This is a genomic window from Mycolicibacter algericus DSM 45454, from assembly GCF_002086455.1.
Lineage (GTDB): Bacteria > Actinomycetota > Actinomycetes > Mycobacteriales > Mycobacteriaceae > Mycobacterium > Mycobacterium algericum.
The window spans coordinates 1-20,415 of sequence record NZ_MVHC01000014.1 but is presented as its reverse complement, the minus strand read 5'-3'; the positions used below and the strand labels follow the sequence as shown (position 1 = coordinate 20,415).

Below are 20,415 nucleotides of genomic sequence, written 5' to 3'. Positions count from 1 at the left end.
CGCACCGCGGTTTTCCGCGGGGCGCGAGAGGGAACCCGGTGAGAATCCGGGACTGTCCCGCAGCGGTATGCAGGAACGACCGCCGTCACACGGCACTGGTCAGGGGTTCGCCCCAGACTGGGAAGCGACGGCTACTAGGAGCACCCCGGGTGCGCGCCTGCGAGTCCGAAGACCTGCCTGTTGTGCCGGGCGCGCCGCGCCCGGCGGATCAACGCCTCGCGGAATGGGCGTCTGGTTTTCCAGGGTTATAGTGCGTTAAATTGCACGAGACTGACGGGCCGGACGACCGCCGGCGGTGACCCACCCTCGCTAATCGAAGGATCAAATCGTGACCGCTCAAACCTTTAACGCCACCGTCCTCGGCTCCCCCCGGATCGGGCCGCGCCGCGAGCTCAAGCGCGCCACCGAGAGCTACTGGGCCGGCCGGATCGGACAGGACGAACTGAAGAAGGTGGCGGCCAACCTGCGCCGCGACACCTGGGCACAGTTGGCCGCCGCCGGGCTGGACTCGGTGCCGGTGAACACGTTCTCCTACTACGACCAGATGCTCGACACTGCGGTGCTGCTCGGCGCGCTCCCGGAGCGGGTCGGCGGTGTGGCCGACGAACTGGACCGCTACTTCGCCGCGGCCCGGGGCAACGCCGACGTCGCCCCGCTGGAGATGACGAAGTGGTTCGACACCAACTACCACTACATCGTTCCGGAGATCGGCCCGAATACCACGTTCACGCTCGACCCGACGAAGGTGCTCGCAGAGCTCAAAGAAGCCCAGGAGCAAGGAATCTCGGCTCGGCCGGTGATCATCGGCCCGATCACCTTCCTGCTGCTGAGCAAGGCTGTCGATGGCGCTCCAGAGCCGATCTATCGCCTCGACGAGCTCACCGATGTCTACGCCGAACTGTTGTCCACGCTGGCCGCCGCCGGCGCACAGTGGGTGCAGATCGATGAGCCGGTGCTGGTGACCGACGTATCCGAGAACGCCCCCGCGTTGGCCGACCAGGTCTACGCCCGGCTGGGCGGACTGAGCGATCGACCGGCGATCTTCGTCGCCACCTACTTCGGCGACCCGGGCGCGGCCCTGCCCGCACTGGCCCGCACCCCGGTCGAGGCGATCGGTGTCGATCTGGTCTACGGCCCGAATACCAAGATCGCATCGGTGCCGGAGCTGGCCTCCAAGACCCTGGTCGCCGGTGTGGTCGACGGCCGCAACATCTGGCGCACGGATCTGCAGGCGGCGCTGGCCAAACTGGCGTCGCTGCTGGGTTCGGTCGGCTCGTTGGCCGTCTCTACGTCCTGCTCGACGCTGCACGTGCCCTACACGCTCGACGGTGAGACCGGTCTCGACGAAGACCTGCGCAGCTGGCTGGCGTTCGGCGCCGAGAAGGTGAGCGAGGTCACCGCGCTGGCCCGAGCACTGACCGAGGGCCGCGACGCCGTCGCCGACGAGATCGCCGCTTCCAACGCCGCGGTGGAGTCCCGCAAGGCCGACCCGCGTCTGCGCAATGCCGACGTCCGCGGCCGGATCGAGACGATCACCGCGTCCGGTGCCCAGCGGGGCAGCGCCGAGGCCCGGCGCGCCGCCCAGCTCGAGCGGTTGCACCTGCCGCCGCTGCCGACCACCACCATCGGGTCGTTCCCGCAGACCGTCGACATCCGCAAGGCCCGGGCGGCGCTGGTCGCCGGGGAGATCGACGAGGCGGAGTACACCCGCCGGATGAAAGCCGAGATCGCCGACGTCATCACCCTGCAGGAGCAGCTTGGGCTGGACGTGCTGGTGCATGGCGAGCCGGAGCGCAACGACATGGTGCAGTACTTCGCCGAGCAGCTGGAGGGATTCTTCGCCACCGCCAACGGCTGGGTGCAGTCCTACGGCAGCCGGTGCGTGCGGCCGCCGGTGCTGTTCGGCGACGTCTTGCGCCCGCATCCGATGACGGTGGAGTGGGCCACCTACGCCCAGTCGCTGACCGACAAGCCGGTCAAGGGCATGCTGACCGGTCCGGTGACCATCCTGGCCTGGTCGTTCGTCCGTGACGATCAGCCGTTGGCCGACACCGCCAACCAAGTGGCCCTGGCGATCCGCGACGAGACGGTGGATCTGGAGAAAGCCGGCATCGCGGTGATCCAGGTCGACGAGCCGGCGCTGCGGGAGTTGCTGCCGCTGCGCAAGGCCGACCAGCAGGCCTACCTGAACTGGGCGGTCGGCGCCTTCCGGCTCTCCACGTCGGGGGTCACCGACGCAACTCAGATCCACACCCACCTGTGCTACTCGGAGTTCGGCGAGGTGATCGGGGCGATCGCCGACCTGGACGCCGACGTCACCTCGCTCGAGGCGGCCCGCTCGCACATGGAGGTGCTCGACGACCTCAACGCGATCGGGTTCTCCAACGGGGTTGGTCCGGGCGTCTATGACATCCACTCCCCGCGGGTCCCGTCCACCGGCGAGATGGCCGAATCACTGCGTGAAGCCCTCGATGCCGTTCCAGCGCAACGGCTCTGGGTGAACCCGGACTGCGGACTGAAGACCCGCAAGACCGACGAGGTGACCGCCTCGCTGGCCAACCTGGTCGCCGCCGCGAAGCAGGCCCGCGCCAGCGTCTAACCCTAAATCCGCACGAACAGTCCCCCGCGAGCCGGGGGGTGCCCCGAGTGAAGGCCCCCGAAATCTTCCGGTTTTGGGGGCTTTCGCGTCTGCTCGCCGCGGCCGCCGGGCCGACCGTTAGCCTCAAGCGATGGACTTCACCACCATCCGCCATGAGCTCGAGGACGGCATCCTCACCGTCTACCTGGACCGACCGGACCAGCTCAATGCGTTCACCGTGCAGATGGCCGAGGAGCTGGAACGCACCTTCGTCGAGGTCAACGACGACGACGCCGTCCGTTCGGTGATCGTCACCGGCTGCGGGCGGGCGTTCTGCGCCGGGATGGACCTGTCGGGCACCGGCAACGTGTTCGGTCTCGACGAATCCAAGTCGCCGGCCCTGGCCGACATGGCCGACCTCGACGATCCGGAGCTGGCCCGGGTGCGCGACACCGGCGGTCGGGTGACGCTGGCGATCTATAACTGCCGCAAGCCGGTGATCGCCGCGGTCAACGGGCCCGCAGTCGGCATCGGCGCCACCATGATGCTGGCGATGGACGCGCGGTTGTTCTCGACCAAGGCGCGGTTCGGGCTGGTGTTCGGCAAGCTGGGTATCACCCCGGAAGCGTGCTCGACGTGGTTTCTGCCCCGGATCGTCGGAATGCCAACGGCTTTGGATCTGCTGTACCGCGCCAACATCCTCGACGCCGAAGCCGCGCGGGATTGCGGCCTGGCCCAGGCGGTTTATCAACCCGAAGTGCTGTTGGGCGAGGCGCGCGTCCTCGCCGACGCCTGGACCAAGGGCCGCTCACCGGTGTCGTTCGCGCTGATCCGCCAGATGCTCTACCGCAACTCCGCCCAGCCCGACCCGGTGGAAGCGCACCGGGTGGACTCGCTGGCGATGTTCTACACCAGCATCGGCGACGGCGCCGACGGGGTGCGCGCCTTCCTGGACAAGCGCGACCCGCAGTTCACCTCCCGGGCTTCGGCGATGCCACCGTTCTACGACGACTGGGTCAACGGCGGGTAGCCCGCTCACCCCCGCCCAGCGTGAAGTTGGCCTCACGCTCGCACAACGAAGGTGAAGCCAACTTCACGCTCGGCGGTCAGGATGGACTGGCGGGTCCACGTGCACCGGCACGTCGTCGGCCCACGGCTGGCGAGCCACCATGTCCGCGACCCTGACGTGGCCGCGCTCGAACTCACCGGTGGCGGCGTCCACCAGGCGGTAGGCCTGGGTCTGCCGATGGATCGGTTGCGCGTCGAGGATCACCACCCGCACCTCGCCGGGGGTGAATCCGCACCGCTGCTGCAGCGCCTCGATCAGTTGCTCGTTGGTCATGTGGCCGTCACCGAAGTTCCAGCCGAGCGCCGTCGAACAGATCCGCTCCCCGTCGGTCAGGGTGTAGTCCGCCTCGTCCCGGTCGGCCATCGCCCGGTGCGCCAGGGTGAACAGCGCCCGGCCGTGGGTGTTGAAGCCACGGAACGCATATCCCATGTAGATCGGGATCTGCGCGGCCTCGGCGCTGCCGTAGAAGCGCTCCAACTGCGCGGCCGGCATGCTGGCGATCGCAACCACCCCGCGCGCGATCTTCTCCTCCGCCGACGCGGTCAGACACCACAGGGTGGTATCCCAGTTGCCGGCGTAGTAGCGCATGCCCGGCAGAAACGACACCTTGTGCGGGAACAGGTTGCCCAGTACGACCACACCGGCGCTGAGACCGAACAGCAGCGCCACCGGCCACGGGTTGTTCAGGTCGGACACCCCGAGATCGGCGTGCGCGACGAACAGGGCCAGCACCCCGAAGATCATGAAGACGTTCCACTCCAGCGGCACCCCCATCGGGATCGCCGCCAGGATGCCCAGGTGAAAGCAGACCATGACGAACGCCGCGATCGCGGTCGGCCAGCCGCCATGAGAGCAGAACAGCGCGAACGGGACACCCATCTCGATCAGCGTGCTGAAATGCGCCAGGATCATCGAAGGCCGGCCGGGGCGCAGGTCCTCGGGGAAGTTCCGGAAGAAGCGCCGCTTGAGCGCCTTCGGCCGGATCAGCGGGTTGTTGCTCATCATCGTCGAGATTACGAACGGGAAGTGCCGATTGAGTTTCGACGTGGCGGCACCGATCCAGATCACCATGAAGATCGCCTTGGCGGCGATGATCATGTCGACGCCACCGAACAGGAACGCCGCTGCCAGCGGGGCGTACACTTCGCCGCGCGCGGCCAGGAAGATCACCTTGTCGCGCAGACCCGTCACCGCCAAGATCGCCACGATCGCCACGATCTGCCAGTGCGGCAACACCCCGACCTCGGTGTCCAGTTGCGGGATCGGGCCGGTGCCATCAGACAACAGCGCCACCAGCAGCATCACCAGCAAAGCGGCGTAGAGCACCGCATCCAGCGGCGTGCGGTTGGTGCCGGCGGTCAGCGGAACGCGCCGCGGCCATGGCGGCAGCCGGATGGTGTTGGGCCGCAACCAGTACAGGACAGATCCCATCGGCGGGAAGAACCGGTTGTTCAGCGGCCCGAAGCCGCAGCCCAGTCCGATGACCTCGAATGCCATGGTGTAGAGCACAACCTTCTCGAACACGATGGGTTCGCTCCACCACTGCCCCACGCTGGTGATCCCGTCGATGCCCCGGGTGGCCAGCGCGAATAGCACGGCCCCGAGGATGTAGAGGGCGATCTTGACCAGATAAAACAGGTGCAGCACGACCGGTGTGCCGAAGCCCACCTCGGCCCAGTGCCGGGCCATCGGGCGAATCTTCTCGCTGCGACTGCCTGTGCTCCATTCGGCGAAGTCGACAACGGGCAGTTCAGGTTTGAGAAATCCCATGATCGTCAGACTAGAACGCGTTCTAGATGGCCGCGGCGAAACCGCGTCACAGCGACCGGCTGATGATCTCCTTCATGATCTCGCTGGTGCCGCCGTAAATCCGGTTCACCCGCGAACCGGTGTACATGTTGGCGATCGGGTATTCGGCCATGTAGCCGTAGCCGCCGAAGATCTGTAGGCACTTGTCGACAACCTGATCAGATTTCTCCGCGGCGAACAGCTTGGCCATCGACGCGGTCATCGGGTCGTTCTTGCCCTCGACGTACTGGCTGATCGCGTAATCGACCAGCGTCTTGATCGCCAGTGTCTCGGTCTTGCATTCGGCCAGCACGAATTTGGTGTGCTGAAAGTTGCCGATGGGTCGGCCGAACGCCTCGCGTTCCTTGGAGTAGCGGATGGCCTCCAGCACGGCGGCTTCGGCCAGTGCCGCACACAGTGTTCCGATGATCAGCCGCTCCCGGGCCAGCTGCTCCATCAGCTGGTAGAAGCCCAGCCCCTCCTTCTCGCCGAGCAGGTTGGCGACCGGCACCCGCATGTCGGCGAAGAACAGTTCTCGGGTGTCCTGACCGTGCTGACCGATCTTCTCCAGCACCCGGCCCCGTTCGAAGCCCGCCAAACCATTGGTCTCGGCGACGATCAGCGACACCCCGGCGGCTCCCTGCGACGGATCGGTCTTGGCGACGATCACCACCAGATCGCAGTGAGTCCCGTTGGAGATGAACGTCTTCGACCCGTTGATGATGTAGTTGTCCCCGTCACGTACCGCGGTGGTGCGCACCGACTGCAGATCCGATCCGGTGCCCGGTTCGGTCATCGCGATGGCCAGCACCGCCTCACCGCTGATGACCTTGGGCAGCCAGCGTCGGCGCTGCTCGTCGTTGCCGTAGGCATACAGATAGTGCGCCACGATCGGCGAGTGCACCGAGAAGCCGAAGCACTGGTCGTGCGCGTAGACGAGTTCTTCTTGCACCACGCAGTGCATGGCGTAGTCGCCGCCGGCCCCGCCGAACTCCTCGGGCAGGTCCAGACCCAGTAGCCCGGCGTCGCCGGCCTTGTTCCAGAACTCGCGATCCACCCCGTGCTGGGCCACCCAGCGCTCCTGATTGGGTGTGGCCTCCTTGCGCAGGAATTCCGCGGTGTGTTTGCGCAGTTCGCGGTGCTGGTCGGTCTCCCAGAGCGGGCGGTAATCGGGGAACAGTTGCGACATGACTGAATGGTAATCACCGCCCCGCGAGCAGTCCCCCGCAAGCGGGAGGTGCCCCCAGCGACAGTCCCCCAAGCCGACCTTTTTGGGGTTTTCGTGACTGCTCGCGGTGGGAAAGGTCAGCCGTCGTAGAGTGAGCGCTGCGCCTGGCCCGAATAGGCACTGAGCGGGCGGATCAGCGCGTTGGCTGCGGTCTGCTCGATGATGTGCGCGGTCCACCCGACCACGCGGCTCATGACGAACAGCGGCGTGAACATCGCGATATCGAAGCCCATCAGGTAGTAGGCCGGTCCGGTCGGGAAATCCAGATTGGGTTTGAGCCCGGTGGCGGCGAACATCTCGGCCTCCAGGATCTGGTACATGTCCAACCAGCGCTGGCCGCCGCGCACCGCCGCGACACGTTCCAACGCCGCCTTCATGGTCGGCACCCGGGAGTCACCGTGCTTGTAGACGCGGTGACCGAATCCCATCACCTTGTCCTTGCGGGACAGCTTGCCGTGCAGCCATTCTGCGGCGTTGGCCGGCTCACCGATCTCGATCATGTCGTGCATGACCGCCTCGTTGGCCCCGCCGTGCAGCGAGCCCTTGAGCGCGCCGATGGCCGCGGTCACGGCGCTGTAGATGTCGGACTGGGTGGAGGTGACCACCCGTGCGGCGAAGGTGGACGCGTTGAAGCTGTGCTCGGCGTACAGCGTCATGGACTGCTCGAATGCCGACACGATCACCGGCTCGGGCACCTCACCGAAGCACATCCGCAGGAAGTTCTCGGCGTAGCCGAGGTGGCTGTGCGGCGCGATCGGCGCCAAAGCGCGCCGGCGGCGCATGTCCGCGGCGACGATCGTCGGCAGCACTGCGAACATCCGCAGCGCCTTGGCGAAGTTCGCCGACTCGGAAGGGTCGTCCTCTTCGGCGTCTTCGGCACCTAGGTAGCTGATCGCGGTGCGCACCACATCCATCGGATGGCAGTTGTCGGGCAGCTTCTCCACCAGCGACAGCAGCGACCGGTCCACCCGCCGCGCCGCCCGCTCCCGCTGGCAGAACAACGCCAGCTCGGCGTCGGTCGGCAACTCATCGTGCCACAACAGATAGGCGACCTGCTCGAAGCTCACACGAGCGGCCAGGTCCTGCACCGGGTAGCCGCGGTAGGTCAGCGAGTTGGTCTCCGGCACCACCTTGGAGATGGCGGTGGTGTCGACGACCACCCCGGCGAGTCCTTTGTGAATCTCGGCAGTGGTCACCGGTGGCCTCCCTCTAACGTGAAGTTGAAGATGTCGTCGTCGAACTGGTTGTACTCGGCGTAGCGCAGCAGCTCGTAGAGCCGACTGCGGTGCTGCATCTGGTCCACTAACCCGGATTGCGTTCCGGCCGTGTCGATCTCCCGCAACCCCACTTCGACGGCGAACATCGCCAGCCGCAGCGTGGTTACCGGGTAGATGACGGCGTTGTAGCCGAGGTCGGACAGTTGAGCAGCGGTCAGCAGCTCCGATTTGCCGAACTCGGTCATGTTCGCCAGCAGCGGGACATCGACCGCGGCGCGGAACTGTTCGAAATCGGCCGGCCCGCGCAGCGCTTCGGTGAAGATCAGATCCGCTCCGGCGTCGGCGTAGGCCTTCGCCCGATCGATCGCGGACGAAAGCCCTTCGATTCCGGCGGCATCGGTACGGGCACAGATGATGAAGTCCGGATCACGGCGTGCGGCGACCGCCGCCCGCAGTCGCTTGACCATCTCGCCTGCCGGCACCACCGCTTTGCCATCGAGGTGCCCGCACCGCTTGGGGTTGACCTGGTCCTCGAGGTGACACCCGGCCAACCCGGAGTCTTCAAGCACTGTGATGGTACGCGCGGCGCTCATCGGCTCGCCGAACCCGGTGTCGGCGTCGATGAATGTCGGCAGGTCGGTGGCGGCCGCGATCTGCGCGCCGCGACCGGCCACCTCGGTCAGCGTGGTCAGCCCGATGTCCGGCGGCCCCAGGTCGGCCGAGAGCACCGCACCCGAGACGTAGACGCCCTCGAACCCGATCTCGACGATCAGTTTGGCGACCAGCGGCGAAAACGCGCCTGGAAACCGTTGCAGCCGACCAGATGCCAAGCCTGCCCGAAATGCCGTCCGCTTGTCTGACGGAGCCGCAGTGGCCCCGAGCAGCCCACTCACCGGAAGATCCCATCGGGGGTCGCCGGCGCCCGGTCCAACACCGCGGGCTCGACGACGATGTTCAGCGTTTGCAGCTCAGCGCCGGACAGGCCCGCAAGGCCTTCTGCGGCGGCGAGGAACCGCTCCTGTTCGCCCACGGTTACCACGCCCTCGGCCAGTTCGGTGAACTTGCCGACGTACTGCTTGCGCTCGAACGGCCGGGACCCCAGCGGGTGCGCGTCGGCGATCGCGAGCTCGTCGGTGATGACTTCCCCACTGGCCAGGGTGATCTCGGCGCGCGCTCCGAAGGCCTTCTCATTCGGGTCGGTCGAGTGGTAGCGCCGGGTCCACTCCGGGTCCTCGACGGTGGAGATCTTGCGCCACAACGCAACGGTGTCGGGCCGGTGAGCGCGTTCCGGAGCATAGGACCGTTCGTGGTGCCAGCTGCCATCCTGCAACGCGACGGCGAAGATGTACATCAACGAGTGGTCCAGGGTCTCCCGGGAGGCGTCCGGGTCGAACTTCTGCGGGTCGCCGGATCCGGTGCCGATCACGTAGTGGGTGTGGTGGCTGGTGTGCAGCACGATCGTCGCGACCTGCTCCAGGTCGCCGATGCGTTGCCGCAGGCGGCGGGCCAGGTCGATCAGCGCCTGGCTCTGGTACTCGGCCGAGTACTCCTTGGTGTAGCTGTCCAGGATGGCGAGCTTGGCCTCGCCGGGGCCGGGCAGCGGTACCTGGTAGGTGTGATCGGGCCCGGACAGCAGCCACGCGATCACCCCGTCCTCGCCCTCCCAGATCGGCGCCGGGGAGCCCTCGCCGCGCATCGCGCGGTCGACCGCCTCGATGCCCACCTTGCCGGCCAGCGCAGGTGCGTAGGCCTTCCAGCTCGAGATGAGCCCCTTGCGGGACTGCCGGGTGGCGGTGGTCAGGTGCAGCGCCTGGCCTACCGCCTGGTAGATCACCTCGGGGTCCAGCCGCAGCATGGTGCCGATCCCGGCGGCCACCGACGGGCCCAGGTGTGCGACGTGATCGATCTTGTGCTCATGCAGACAGATTCCCTTGACCAGGTCGATCTGCACCTCGTAGGCGGTGGCCAGGCCACGGATGAGGTCGGCGCCGGAGACCCCGAGCTGCTGGGCGACGGCCACCAATGCCGGGATGTTGTCGGCGGGGTGGGAGTAGTCGGCGGCCAGGAACGTGTCGTGGAAATCCAGTTCGCGCACCGCGACGCCATTGGCCCAGGCGGCCCACTCCGCCGAGTAGCTACCCTCGATGCCGAACACGCTCGCACCCGGAGTCGACGGGTGTGCCTGTGCCTGCCGGCGGGCAACCGTCACCGGGCGGCGCAGTACCGACGCCGCGCTGACACCGGCGTTGTCGATGATGCGGTTGATCACCATCTCGACGGTGTCATCGGGGACTGCCACCGGGTCCGCGGCGACCTCCGCGATCTTCCAGGCGAGGTGTTCGGAACGGGGAAAGTCCTCGGCGCTGCGGCGTGTTTTAACGTCATGTACCTGCATGTTTCACATGCTACGCACGATCCGCGTCCGATGATATGCGCCGTAAATGCGTATCAAAGCGTCCTAGGTCGGCCGGTTTTGCAAACGTTGCGAATGCAATCCGGAGTTATGGTGCATGTCATGGCATCGTCCACCGCCAGGCCCACCATCGGGTCCACCATCAGGTCCACCACCAGCCGGACGTTCGTCGGCGCCCGGCTACGACGACTGCGCGAGGAGCGCGGCTTGACCCAGGTGGCGCTGGCCCGCGAGCTGAACCTGTCCACCAGCTACGTCAACCAGCTCGAGAACGACCAGCGGCCGCTCACCGTATCGGTACTGCTGGCGCTCACCGAACGATTCGGCCTGCCGGCGCAATACTTCTCAGGCGACTCCGACGCCCGGCTGGTCGCCGACCTGCGCGACATGTTCGTCGCCGCCGGCGAGCACGCCGCCAGCGACAGCCAGATCGAGGAACTCGTCGCTCGGATGCCGGAGATCGGCAACAGCCTGTTGACCATGCACCGCCGACTGCGCGGCGCCACCGGCGAATTGGAGTCTTACCGCTCGCGGGTCTCCGGCGACCCGGCACAGGCGCAGACACGCCCGATGCCGTTCGAGGAAGTCCGGGACTTCTTCTACGACCGCAACAACTACATCGGCGAGCTCGACACCGTCGCTGAGCGAATGTTCGTCGACACCGGGATGCGCTTTGGTGGCTTGGACATTCAGCTGTCGGCACTGTTGGCCGATCGCTTCGGGATCACCGTCGCAGTCGTCGACGATCTGCCCTCCGGGACCAAGCGCATCTTCGATCCGGCGACTCGGGTGCTGCGCATCGCGCACTGGTTGCTTGCGGGCCAGCGTGCTTTCCAGATCGCCACCCAGCTGGCGCTGCTGACCCACGCTGAGCTGCTCTCGGACATCGTGGCGCAGGATCAACTCCTGAGCCCGGAGGCGCGGGGAGTGGCCCGAATCGGGTTGGCCAATTACTTCGCCGGTGCGTTCCTGTTGCCCTACCGGCAGTTCCACCGGTCCGCGACCGAGCTGCGTTACGACATCGACCTGTTGGGCCGCCGTTTCGAGGTCGGGTTCGAGACGGTGTGCCACCGGCTCTCGACGTTGCAACAGCCGGGCCGGCGCGGGGTGCCATTCATCTTCGTCCGCACCGACAAGGCGGGAAACATCTCGAAACGGCAGTCGGCCACCGCTTTTCATTTCAGCCGGGTCGGGGGGAGCTGTCCGCTGTGGGTGGTGCACGACGCGTTCAGCCAACCCGGTCGGATCATCACTCAGGTCGCGCAGATGCCCGACGGGCGGAAGTACTTCTGGATCGCCACCACCACGCCGCCCGAGGGCCGCGGCTATCTGGGCCAGCACAAGACCTTCGCCGTCGGGCTGGGCTGTGATCTGGCGCATGCCGAGAAGCTGGTGTATTCCACCGGTGTCGCCCTGGACGACGAGGCCACCGTGGTGCCGATCGGAGCGGGCTGCAAGATCTGCGACCGCAAGACATGCCCCCAGCGCGCATTCCCCTATCTGGGCCGACCGGTCCTCGTCGACGAGAACGCCGGCAGCGGGCTGCCCTACTCGCCGGTCACGTCGGACTTGGTCGGCGGGCGGTAGAAGAGCGCCAGCTGGCCGATCGCGCCCGCCAGGCCGAGGCCGACCGAGATCCACAGGCCGGGCCAGCCGTTTTGCCAGCAGTGGCAGAAGATCTGGTGGTCCAGGCTGAGGTAGCCCGGTCCGATCATCGCCACCGCGACGGCGCCGGCGGCCAGTACGAGGTTGTACTCCCAGCCCTCCTTGACGATGAAGAAACCGTTCTTGCGGTGCACGGTCCATGCCGCGACCACCATCAGCGCCACGAATCCGGCAGCGGCGATCGGAGTGAACAGCCCCACGGCCAATCCCAGCCCGGCGGCGATCTCGGCGACGGCCGCCGTCAGCGCCTGGAATTTCCCGTACTTCATCCCGATGCTTTCGAACCATCGCGCGGTTCCAGGGATGCGGCCCCCGCCGAAGAACTTGTTGAAGCCGTGCGCGGCCAGCGTCAGACCCAGAACCAGCCGCAAGATCAGCAATGCGACATCAGCAGCAGTAGCCATATACCCCAACTTACAATGCCGCCTCCAGCAGCCGCGCATAGACGTCGATATCAGCGATCGCCGACTCGGCCGCGTGCACGCTGACCACCACGGTGTCCCCGATGCCGTGCACGCCGTGGGTGAGCCCCATGGCCGGGGACAGCGCCGGGAATCCCGCGGTCAACACCACCGGCGCGCTACCGAAGCGCAGGTCGGCAGCGCCACGGTGCACGCTGGACACCACGGTGTTGCCGGCTACCCGCACCGGTGGAGTCTGCGGGTCGAACTTCTGTACGCCCCAGCGCAGCAGCGCCGCCGGGGTCGCGGCGAATGCCCGGTCGGCGGCAGCCGTTGCGGGATGACGGGCGCGTAACCGGCCCCCGGCCACCTCGGCGACGATCCGCCCTTCACGGGTGAGCCGATCGCACTGCGGGTACAGCCCCACCCGAATGTTTCCGAAGTGGTTATTCGCCAGTCGGGCACCGGCTTTGGCCATCGGCACCTCGGCACCCAGCTCATCACACGGCTCGCCGAGATACTCCGTCAGCGCCGCGGACACCGCCGAGAGCACTGCGACGGTGACGGTCGGACCGCCCAACTCGGCGCGCCGGCGCACCAGGGTGCGTATCGCACGAGTTCCGGCCGGCCGATTGTTGGTGGCCAACGGCGGCCGGTCGCCGACCGGCGCCGGCAACAGCCCGGCCCGAGTGTCCTCGACGCGGCCGCGGTGAGCCCGTGCTGCCACGATCGCGCGCCAGGGCAGAAAACCGCGCGCCGGTGCAGCCACCGCGGCGACCGGCGCGTCGCGGCCGAACAGCCACGCCGCCAACGCAGACGCCCGCGCGCCGTCGGCCAGGGCATGGGCGACCTGCAACACCGCCACCGTACCGGCGCCGCGGTGACCGGGGATACCGTCCACACCGGCGAACAGGTGCAACCGCCACGGCGCTATCCGGACATCGAGTTGGTCACCGGTGAACCGCGTGACCGCATCCAGGCAGCCGGCCCAGTCCGGGGTGCGGTGGACGACAGCAGGTAGCTGGTCGGCCGCCGGCACCCACAGCGGATAACCCAGCCCGCCGGTGTCCTCGACGCGCATCGTCAGCTCCGGGCTGGCCCGAGCGCGATCCAGCACAGCGGCGACCGCACCGTCGACGTCGGCCGGCACGCCGGCGAAGGCGTACAACAGGAACTGATCGCTGGGGATCTTGGCCGACATCCAGTAGAACTGCGCGTCGATCGCGGCCATCGGGTGTCCACGCATCAACGGCTCACGCCAGACCCGGCTCACGTCAAGAAGGGCAGCACCCGATCAGCGACTTCGTCGGGCTGCTCGAGTTGCAGGAAGTGCCCGGCGTTCTCCACCACGGCCACGTCACTGCCGTCGGGCAGCGCCTGGCCCACCCACCGGGCGAACGTCGCTGACATGCAGCCGTCGGTGCGCCCGTGCAGGTACAGGCTCGGCAGCACCGGAAGCTGCAGCCAGTGCCGGTGCAGCTCCGCGTAGCGGGCCGGCGCCCGGACACTGCGCAGCGCGCGGTACGGCCCGAGCGCCGCACGCCAGCCTTCCGGCGTCCCGATCGCGGCGTCGACATGTCGCAGATCCTCCTCGGCTGGGTATCCCGGCGACCATCGCCGCCACAGCCGCGGCAGCACCCAGGACGCAGACCGCTCCGGCAGCCATGGCAGCTGGAAATAGCCGATGTACCAGCTACGCAGCATCTGCGCCGGCAGATAACCGGTCATGGTGACCCGGTCTGCCGCCCCGACCTTGCGCAGCGCCGCCGGTGGGGGCACCGACATGATCACCGCCTTGGTGAACGGACTGTCCGGCCACGCGGCCAATCCGGTGGCCGCCAGCGCACCCCAGTCGTGGCCGATCACCACGTCACCGCCGGTGCCGCCGACGGTTTCGTACACCCGCAACGCGTCTTCCATCAGTGCGCCGATGTGGTAGCTGCCGTCGGCCGGGATCGACGACGGCGCGTAACCCCGCATGAACGGTGCCACCACATGCCAGCCGGCGTCGACCAGCCGGGGCGCGAGCCGGCGCCATCCGTAGGCGGTGTCGGGAAAACCGTGCAGGCACAACGCCACCGGATTACCGGGCGTGCCCCAACTCAGCGCCTTGAGCGCCACCTCGGGAGCAGCTACCTCGATCCAGCGTGGTTCAGGCATCACCGCGAATTCTAGATGGTGTCGAGCACAAGAGCAGCCCACGTCCGCCGATCTTTTCCAGGACGACCCGGACGCTGCATCCGGACCTCTCCGACCGGGGAACGGCTCCCGCGACCAGACTGACGGGATAGCTCAGTGCGAACGAATACCGAATTCGATGTCACCAATCCCACGGAACGGTGTGAAATCCGGCTTGGTTGACCACGACGGGCTGGCGCGATGACCGGGTTGCGGTCTGGCCCACTCGACCCATTGGCCCCAATCTCGCCGACTGAGCTTGTCCTCAAGTGTCTGCGGAAATGATCGCTCTGCGTCCCGGTAGCGCTGCGCAAACCGCTTCATTTCGGCCATGATCCAGATGTCCTCTTCTCGGCACCACTGGCCGCCGCCGGCGTAGTCGACGATCTGATAGGACGAGAAATCGATCGGTGGTGCCCCCGGTTCCGGGTTATCGGCACGGTTGACGCATTCGTACACCACCCGTTCTCCGTCGATGACGTACCACTTCAGCACGGTGTACACCATGGGCGCGGCACCCATGGTGCCCTCGAGGTACGGTCCGATCTCATCTGGACCGGTAAAGGTGCCGTAGAAATGGTCGAAGTAGGAGGCGTCCTCGGTGAAGAGATTGGCCCAGCCGGTCCAGTCCTCCATCACGGGCCCGGTCATGTAGTAGCGCCGGAACTCCCGTTCGACCTCATCACGGTCCGCCATTGCAGTGTCCTCTCTGAATCGTTGCCGACATGGCCTGTGTTCAGTCCTGCCAAACAGCGTCGAGCGCTTCGCGGTGGCGAGGCGGCCCCGATGGCGGTGGCCGCGGAGTTCGGGAGAAGTGCGGCGCTGGTGCTGGTTGCGTCACGCCGTCGACCTCGATGAACACGCCACGGTCGGACAGGTGTTCGTCACAAGCCGCTTCGGTCATGCTCAACACCGGCGTCACGCATGCATCCGTGCTCGCGAACACCTCGGACCACTCATCGCGGGACCGTTGCGCGAATGCTTCCGACAGCACTGAGTGCATCGCCGGCCACCGCGACGTGTCACGCTGCGGACCGAGAACCTCGGGGTCGATATCCAACACCGCCAACATCGCTGCGAAGAACTCCGGCTCGAGCGCTCCGACTGCAACATAGCGACCGTCCGCGCAGCGGTAGGTGCGGTAGAACGGAGCCGATCCGTCAAAGATATTGGTGCCCCGCTCGTCGGACCATCGGCCATCGACACGCATCGACCAGATCGCCTGCGAGAGTTGGGCTGCGCCGTCGACGATGGCGGCATCGATCACTTGGCCGCGGCCTGAGGCGTGGCGCTCGATGAGCGCGGCCAGCACCCCGATGACGGCTGGCATCGAGCCTCCGCCGTAATCGCCGATCAGATTCAACGGCGGAACCGGAGGGTGCGCGGCGGGACCGATCGCATGCAGCAACCCGGTCAACCCGATGTAGTTGATATCGTGGCCCGCCTGCTGAGCACGTGGCCCTGTCTGCCCCCATCCGGTCATTCGCAGGTACACCAGAGCCGGGTTCGTGGCCAAGCAGACGTCGGGCCCCAGACCGAGTCGTTCGGTGACACCGGGCCGGAATCCCTCGATCAGCACGTCGGCCCGGTCGATGAGCCGTTTGACCCCCGCATGCTCGGTTGGGTTCTTCAGATCCGCCTCCACGATCCGCCGGCCCCGCAGTTGCGGATTTGATCGGCCACCCGCCTGCCCGGGGCGTTGCACCCGCACGACGTCTGCGCCCAGATCGGCCAGCACCATCGCGGCGTGAGGACCCGGCCCCATACCAGCGAGTTCGACGACCCGTATCCGCGCAAGGGCGAATCCGTGCGTCACCCTCGGGGCCGCCATTCTGACATGCTGTACATATTAGACTTGCCGCGATCGACCATCATCTTGGTCTCATAGCAGCCCGTGCTGCGAGTGCCGTAACCCAATCTGACAATCATGAACACCTGACAGGGCGACTCCCGTTCCCTTCGAAGAGCTCGGCCGAGTTACGTCGAAGGCCTCGGACTTGTGCGCCGTCCGCTAGCCCGTTCAGGAACGATCCTCGGTCCGGCAAAAGACATTTCAAGTATGTTCTTGCATCCGAGCCAATGCCGCGGCCATCACACGCGCTGCTGCAGGGACTCCAGTGCGGCTCGCTCCGCCAAATCCCACCGTCGCGTGCCCGACCGGTGCTCACGCGTGAACCCAACCACCGCCGGTGCGTCAGGCGCGGGCACGTCAGCGCATCGCCTTTTGGGCGCCGTTCAGCGCTTCATGTTGACACATGACAGTACACTGCCATACACCACGAACGGACCACGGACAATGCCGAGGGACGACCGCCAATGGGCAACCTACCGCGGCCACGCTCTTGACATTTCACTGTCAAAAGTGGCTTGGTTAAGGTGTGGTCACCGATGAGCTCGCAGCGTTGCTCGACGAGCGCGCTATCCGCCGTGTCCTGCTCACCTACTGCCGCGCGATCGACCGGCTCGACATCGAACTGCTGCGCGACTGCTACTGGCCGGAGGCCACCGACCGGCACGGGCCGTTCACCGGAACACGTGACGAGTTCGTGGCGTGGGTGGGGCCACTGCTGCGACGGCACACGATGACCATGCACCATTTGGGCAACATCTTGATCGACCTCGACGGCGACAGCGCGCACGCCGAGACGTACGGGGTGGCGTATCACTCCGGTGAACCGCCCGGTGACGTGCGCTGGAACTACGTCGCCGGGTTCCGCTACGTCGACACCTTCGCCCGCCGGGACGGCCAGTGGCGTATCGCCGCGCGGGTCACCGTGATCGAGTGGACCGACGCCTGGGAGGCCGACCGCGGGCGGATCGGCGGGTTCGGCGAGTACCTGCCGCGCCGTGACCGCAGCGATCTGGCGTATCGGCGGCCGGCGTGATCTTGGACGGTACGGTCGCGTTGGTCACCGGCGCCGGACAAGGCGTCGGGCGCGGCATCGCGCTAGCCCTGGCCGCGGACGGCGCACAGGTTGCGGTGGTGGGCCGCACCGCGGCGAAATGCCAGACGGTGGCCGCCGAAATCGCCGAGCGTGGCGGGCGGGCCGTCGCGGTCGCAGCCGACATCACCCGTCGCGGCGAGGTCGACAGCTGCGTGGCGGCGGTACGCGCGCAGCTGGGCCCGATCAGCTGCTTGGTCAATGCCGCTCAGCAGACACACTATTCGTCGCTGCGCAAGCTCACCGAGGACAACCTGGACGCGGTGTGGCAGTCCGGCGCGGTCGGATCACTGCGGATGATGCAGGCCTGCTTCGACGACCTGCGGGCCACCCGGGGCGCAGTGATCAACGTGGGTTCGGGCAGCGGGTTGACCGCGCGGCCGGCGATGGGCGCCTACGCGGCGGTGAAGGAGGCGCTGCGGACGATGAGCCGGGTCGCCGCCGCGGAGTGGGGCCGCTACGGGATACGGGTCAACGTCGTCTGTCCCCTGGCAGCGTCGCCCGGGATGGATAGCTGGATGACCGACCTACCCGGCGCGGGCGACGAGCTCGTGAGCCAGGTTCCGCTCGGGCGCCTCGGCGACGCCGAGCACGATATTGGCCGCGCAGTGGTTTTTTTGGCTGGGCCCGACTCCGGCTACATCACCGGAACCACGCTGATGGTCGACGGTGGGTTCGACTATCTGAGATGACTCCCTGAGCAAGGAGAGAACCAAGTGAAGTGGGGAATTGTCTTCGCCAGCACAGGGTTTCCCGACCCTGACAGTGCGGTGGCCCTGGCACAGGCGGCCGAGCGGGCCGGCTTCGAATCGTTGTGGGCACCCGAGCACGTGATCATGCCGAAGAGCCCAGACGCAACCCCCTATCGCGGCTCGACCGACGGCAGCATGGCCCGGCTGGGTCGCCGTGGCGGCATTCCCGACCCGCTGATCTGGTTCGCCTACGTCGCGGGGCACACCACGCGCATCCGGTTTGGCACCGGCGTGCTGATCCTGCCGGAACATCAACCAGCGGTACTTGCGAAATCCGCCGCGACGCTGGACCACCTCTGCGGCGGCCGGCTGATGCTCGGGGTGGGCGTCGGCGAGTTGCCCGAGGAGTATCAGGCGGTCGGCATGAACTTTAGTGATCGCGGCCGCAGAATGGACGAGTACATCGACGCGATACGGCTGCTGTGGCGTGCGGACACGGCGTCGTTTCACGGCGACTACGTCCGCTTCGATCAGGTGGAGTCCCGGCCGTGGCCGGTGCGCCGGTCGATACCGCTGCTGATCGGTGGTGCCTCGGACGCGGCGATCCGGCGCGCCGCAATCCGCGGTGACGGCTATTTCCCGTTCGTCTTCCCCGGCCAGGACCCGCTCGTCGAGTTGCCGCGCCTGCTGGGCCGGGTGCGAGCGGAGACCGCGGCAGCCGGGCGCGACCCCGAGGCGATGGAGTTCACCGCGGGCGGCGCACGCACCGTTGACGAGGCAAAGGTGTACGCCGAGTTCGGGGTGCATCGGCTGACCGTCGCGGTCCGCGCCCGCACCGTAGCCGAGATGCGCGACGAGGTCGCCCGACTCGGCGATGAGCTCGTAGGCCCGACGGCGGCACTGTGAGCGGCCTGTCATTCGCCGATCGCGCGGTGCTGGTCACCGGCGCCGGACGCGGAGTCGGGCGGGCACACGCGTTGGCGTTCGCTGAACGCGGCGCCGCCGTCGTGGTCAACGACCTCGACGACAGCGCCGCCGTGGTCACCGGCGAGATCCTGGCCGGCGGCGGCTCGGCGATCGCGCACCGCGGCGACATAAGCGCGCCTGATATTGCTGAATCAGCGGTAGCTAGGGCTATTTCCCAATTCGGCCGGATCGACGTGGTGGTCGCCAATGCGGGCATCGACCAGATTACCCCGCTGCGCGACGTCACACCGCAGCTGCTGATCGACTTTTTCCGGGTGCACGTGCTCGGCACCTGGACGGTGTGCTCGGCGGCCTGGCCGCACTTCGTCGAGCAGCGCCACGGCCGAATCGTGACCACCACATCGGCCGCCGGGTACTTCGGCCTGCCGCGCGCGCTGCCCTACACCACAGCGAAGGGTGCACTGCACGGGATGACACAGTCGCTCGCACTCGAAGGCGCCCGGTTCGGGATCACCGCCAATGCGGTGGCGCCGTTCGCAGCGTCGCGGCTGGCGCGCGCCCGGACCGCCGGCGCGCCCGATTTGCAGGACGCGATCGACCGGTACGCCCCTGCGTCGGACGTCTCGCCGGTGGTGTTGTGGCTAGCCCATGACACCACCACCGTTACCGGCCAGGCCTTCGAAGTCGGGATTGGAGCGGTCAGCCGGGTGGCGGTCGGCGTCGGGGACGTGGTGGCGGTCGACGCCGACCCGGCATCGTGGACGGTCGGCGCGGTGGCCGTTCCCCCGGTCGGCGGCAGCGATCGGCCGCTGACCCGCTGGCTGAATCAGTGCGACGGTGGGGCACCGGCCTGATCTGCTCAGCATCGGCGCCAGGACGGAAATAGCTGGGCTGGGCAATAGTGCCGACACCGTGTTGAAAACGCGAAACGCGAAGGACACCGATAACGACACCTGGTCTCGCGACCAGCCGAGGCGCAACCGCGACCATGGTGGCCTGAGCAGTAAGTCGTTGAGGCAGGTGCAAGCGCCGGTTCCGCACAGGCGCGCGTCGTATTGTGACCGGTAACAAGCGCCCGTCTCGCATCCGCCCGTCCCGCTGCACCCCCTCGGATACAAGGAGGTTCCTGTAGATGAGCAGTACCGGTCATACCGCTCTCCTCGAATCGGATCAGCCCAATGGCCGCTGAAAGTCAGACCTACCAGCCGGCGTACCAACGGCCGCAGCTGCGATTGGCGCCGGCAGTGCCCCGTGGGGTGGTGGACTTCGGATCGGCGTGAGTCACGCGTGGTGATCAACGAGTCGTGGTGGATGCTA

17 protein-coding genes and 1 riboswitch are annotated in these 20,415 nt (G+C 67.2%); of the genes, 7 read left to right on the top strand and 10 right to left on the bottom strand.

The genetic code is table 11. The features are described from left to right. The first annotated feature begins 8 nt into the window (after positions 1-8). A riboswitch (cobalamin riboswitch) is annotated at positions 9-178 on the top strand. A gap of 150 nt (positions 179-328) precedes the next feature. Next, positions 329-2,599 carry a 5-methyltetrahydropteroyltriglutamate--homocysteine S-methyltransferase gene (gene metE, locus BST10_RS13845; RefSeq protein WP_083038365.1) on the top strand — a complete coding sequence of 757 codons (2,271 nt, stop codon included), beginning with the start codon at positions 329-331 and terminating at the stop codon, positions 2,597-2,599. 130 nt (positions 2,600-2,729) lie between these two features. Then, positions 2,730-3,608, top strand: a complete 879-nt coding sequence (locus BST10_RS13840) for a crotonase/enoyl-CoA hydratase family protein (protein WP_083038364.1) — start codon at positions 2,730-2,732, stop codon at positions 3,606-3,608. Positions 3,609-3,671: 63 nt separating this feature from the next. On the opposite strand, the gene BST10_RS13835 is transcribed toward BST10_RS13840, so the two are convergent. From BST10_RS13835 to prpD, 5 genes are all read right to left on the bottom strand, one after another. Next, positions 3,672-5,417: a DUF3556 domain-containing protein gene (locus BST10_RS13835; protein WP_083038362.1), complete on the bottom strand. Its 1,746-nt coding sequence runs from the start codon at positions 5,415-5,417 to the stop codon at positions 3,672-3,674. 46 nt (positions 5,418-5,463) lie between these two features. After that, the gene (locus BST10_RS13830; protein WP_083038360.1) at positions 5,464-6,624 is read right to left on the bottom strand and encodes an acyl-CoA dehydrogenase family protein; all 1,161 of its coding nucleotides are present in this window, start codon (positions 6,622-6,624) and stop codon (positions 5,464-5,466) included. Positions 6,625-6,740: 116 nt separating this feature from the next. Beyond that, a complete protein-coding gene (locus tag BST10_RS13825) occupies positions 6,741-7,859 on the bottom strand; it encodes a bifunctional 2-methylcitrate synthase/citrate synthase (RefSeq protein WP_083038357.1) in 1,119 nt (372 codons plus the stop codon). Further along, positions 7,856-8,773 carry a methylisocitrate lyase gene (prpB, locus tag BST10_RS13820; protein ID WP_083038354.1) on the bottom strand — a complete coding sequence of 306 codons (918 nt, stop codon included), beginning with the start codon at positions 8,771-8,773 and terminating at the stop codon, positions 7,856-7,858. The genes BST10_RS13825 and prpB overlap by 4 nt, the downstream gene beginning before the upstream one ends. Further along, entirely contained in the window at positions 8,770-10,275 is a 1,506-nt protein-coding gene (prpD, locus tag BST10_RS13815; protein ID WP_083038352.1) for a 2-methylcitrate dehydratase PrpD, read from the bottom strand. The genes prpB and prpD overlap by 4 nt, the downstream gene beginning before the upstream one ends. A gap of 120 nt (positions 10,276-10,395) precedes the next feature. Here prpD and BST10_RS13810 point away from each other — a divergent pair, with 120 nt between their 5' ends. Continuing rightward, on the top strand, positions 10,396-11,880 hold the full coding sequence (locus BST10_RS13810; RefSeq protein WP_083038458.1) for a short-chain fatty acyl-CoA regulator family protein: 1,485 nt from the start codon (positions 10,396-10,398) through the stop codon (positions 11,878-11,880). Here BST10_RS13810 and BST10_RS13805 read toward each other — a convergent pair. From BST10_RS13805 to BST10_RS13785, 5 genes are all read right to left on the bottom strand, one after another. Further along, complete coding sequence (locus tag BST10_RS13805; RefSeq protein ID WP_083038460.1) at positions 11,841-12,362, bottom strand: DoxX family protein; 522 nt, start codon at positions 12,360-12,362, stop codon at positions 11,841-11,843. The genes BST10_RS13810 and BST10_RS13805 overlap by 40 nt on opposite strands. A gap of 10 nt (positions 12,363-12,372) precedes the next feature. Beyond that, positions 12,373-13,605, bottom strand: coding sequence for a WS/DGAT/MGAT family O-acyltransferase (locus BST10_RS13800; protein WP_083038456.1), 1,233 nt, complete (start codon positions 13,603-13,605; stop codon positions 12,373-12,375). 23 nt (positions 13,606-13,628) lie between these two features. Next, entirely contained in the window at positions 13,629-14,519 is an 891-nt protein-coding gene (locus tag BST10_RS13795) for an alpha/beta fold hydrolase (RefSeq protein WP_083038351.1), read from the bottom strand. Positions 14,520-14,651: 132 nt separating this feature from the next. Further along, positions 14,652-15,233, bottom strand: coding sequence for a nuclear transport factor 2 family protein (locus BST10_RS13790; protein WP_083038350.1), 582 nt, complete (start codon positions 15,231-15,233; stop codon positions 14,652-14,654). A gap of 40 nt (positions 15,234-15,273) precedes the next feature. Continuing rightward, entirely contained in the window at positions 15,274-16,368 is a 1,095-nt protein-coding gene (locus BST10_RS13785; RefSeq protein ID WP_083038348.1) for a CaiB/BaiF CoA transferase family protein, read from the bottom strand. A gap of 547 nt (positions 16,369-16,915) precedes the next feature. Between BST10_RS13785 and BST10_RS13780 the strand changes: the two genes are divergently transcribed. The 4 genes from BST10_RS13780 to BST10_RS13765 are packed head-to-tail and all read left to right on the top strand — an operon-like array spanning position 16,916 to position 19,952. Then, a complete protein-coding gene (locus BST10_RS13780; RefSeq protein ID WP_083038346.1) occupies positions 16,916-17,422 on the top strand; it encodes a nuclear transport factor 2 family protein in 507 nt (168 codons plus the stop codon). After that, positions 17,419-18,171 carry an SDR family NAD(P)-dependent oxidoreductase gene (locus tag BST10_RS13775; protein ID WP_083038343.1) on the top strand — a complete coding sequence of 251 codons (753 nt, stop codon included), beginning with the start codon at positions 17,419-17,421 and terminating at the stop codon, positions 18,169-18,171. Before BST10_RS13780 ends, BST10_RS13775 begins: the two co-directional genes overlap by 4 nt. A 24-nt stretch (positions 18,172-18,195) precedes the next feature. Continuing rightward, a complete protein-coding gene (locus tag BST10_RS13770) occupies positions 18,196-19,077 on the top strand; it encodes an LLM class F420-dependent oxidoreductase (protein ID WP_083038341.1) in 882 nt (293 codons plus the stop codon). Continuing rightward, positions 19,074-19,952 carry an SDR family NAD(P)-dependent oxidoreductase gene (locus tag BST10_RS13765; protein ID WP_205277375.1) on the top strand — a complete coding sequence of 293 codons (879 nt, stop codon included), beginning with the start codon at positions 19,074-19,076 and terminating at the stop codon, positions 19,950-19,952. The genes BST10_RS13770 and BST10_RS13765 overlap by 4 nt, the downstream gene beginning before the upstream one ends. The last annotated feature ends 463 nt before the right edge of the window (positions 19,953-20,415 follow it).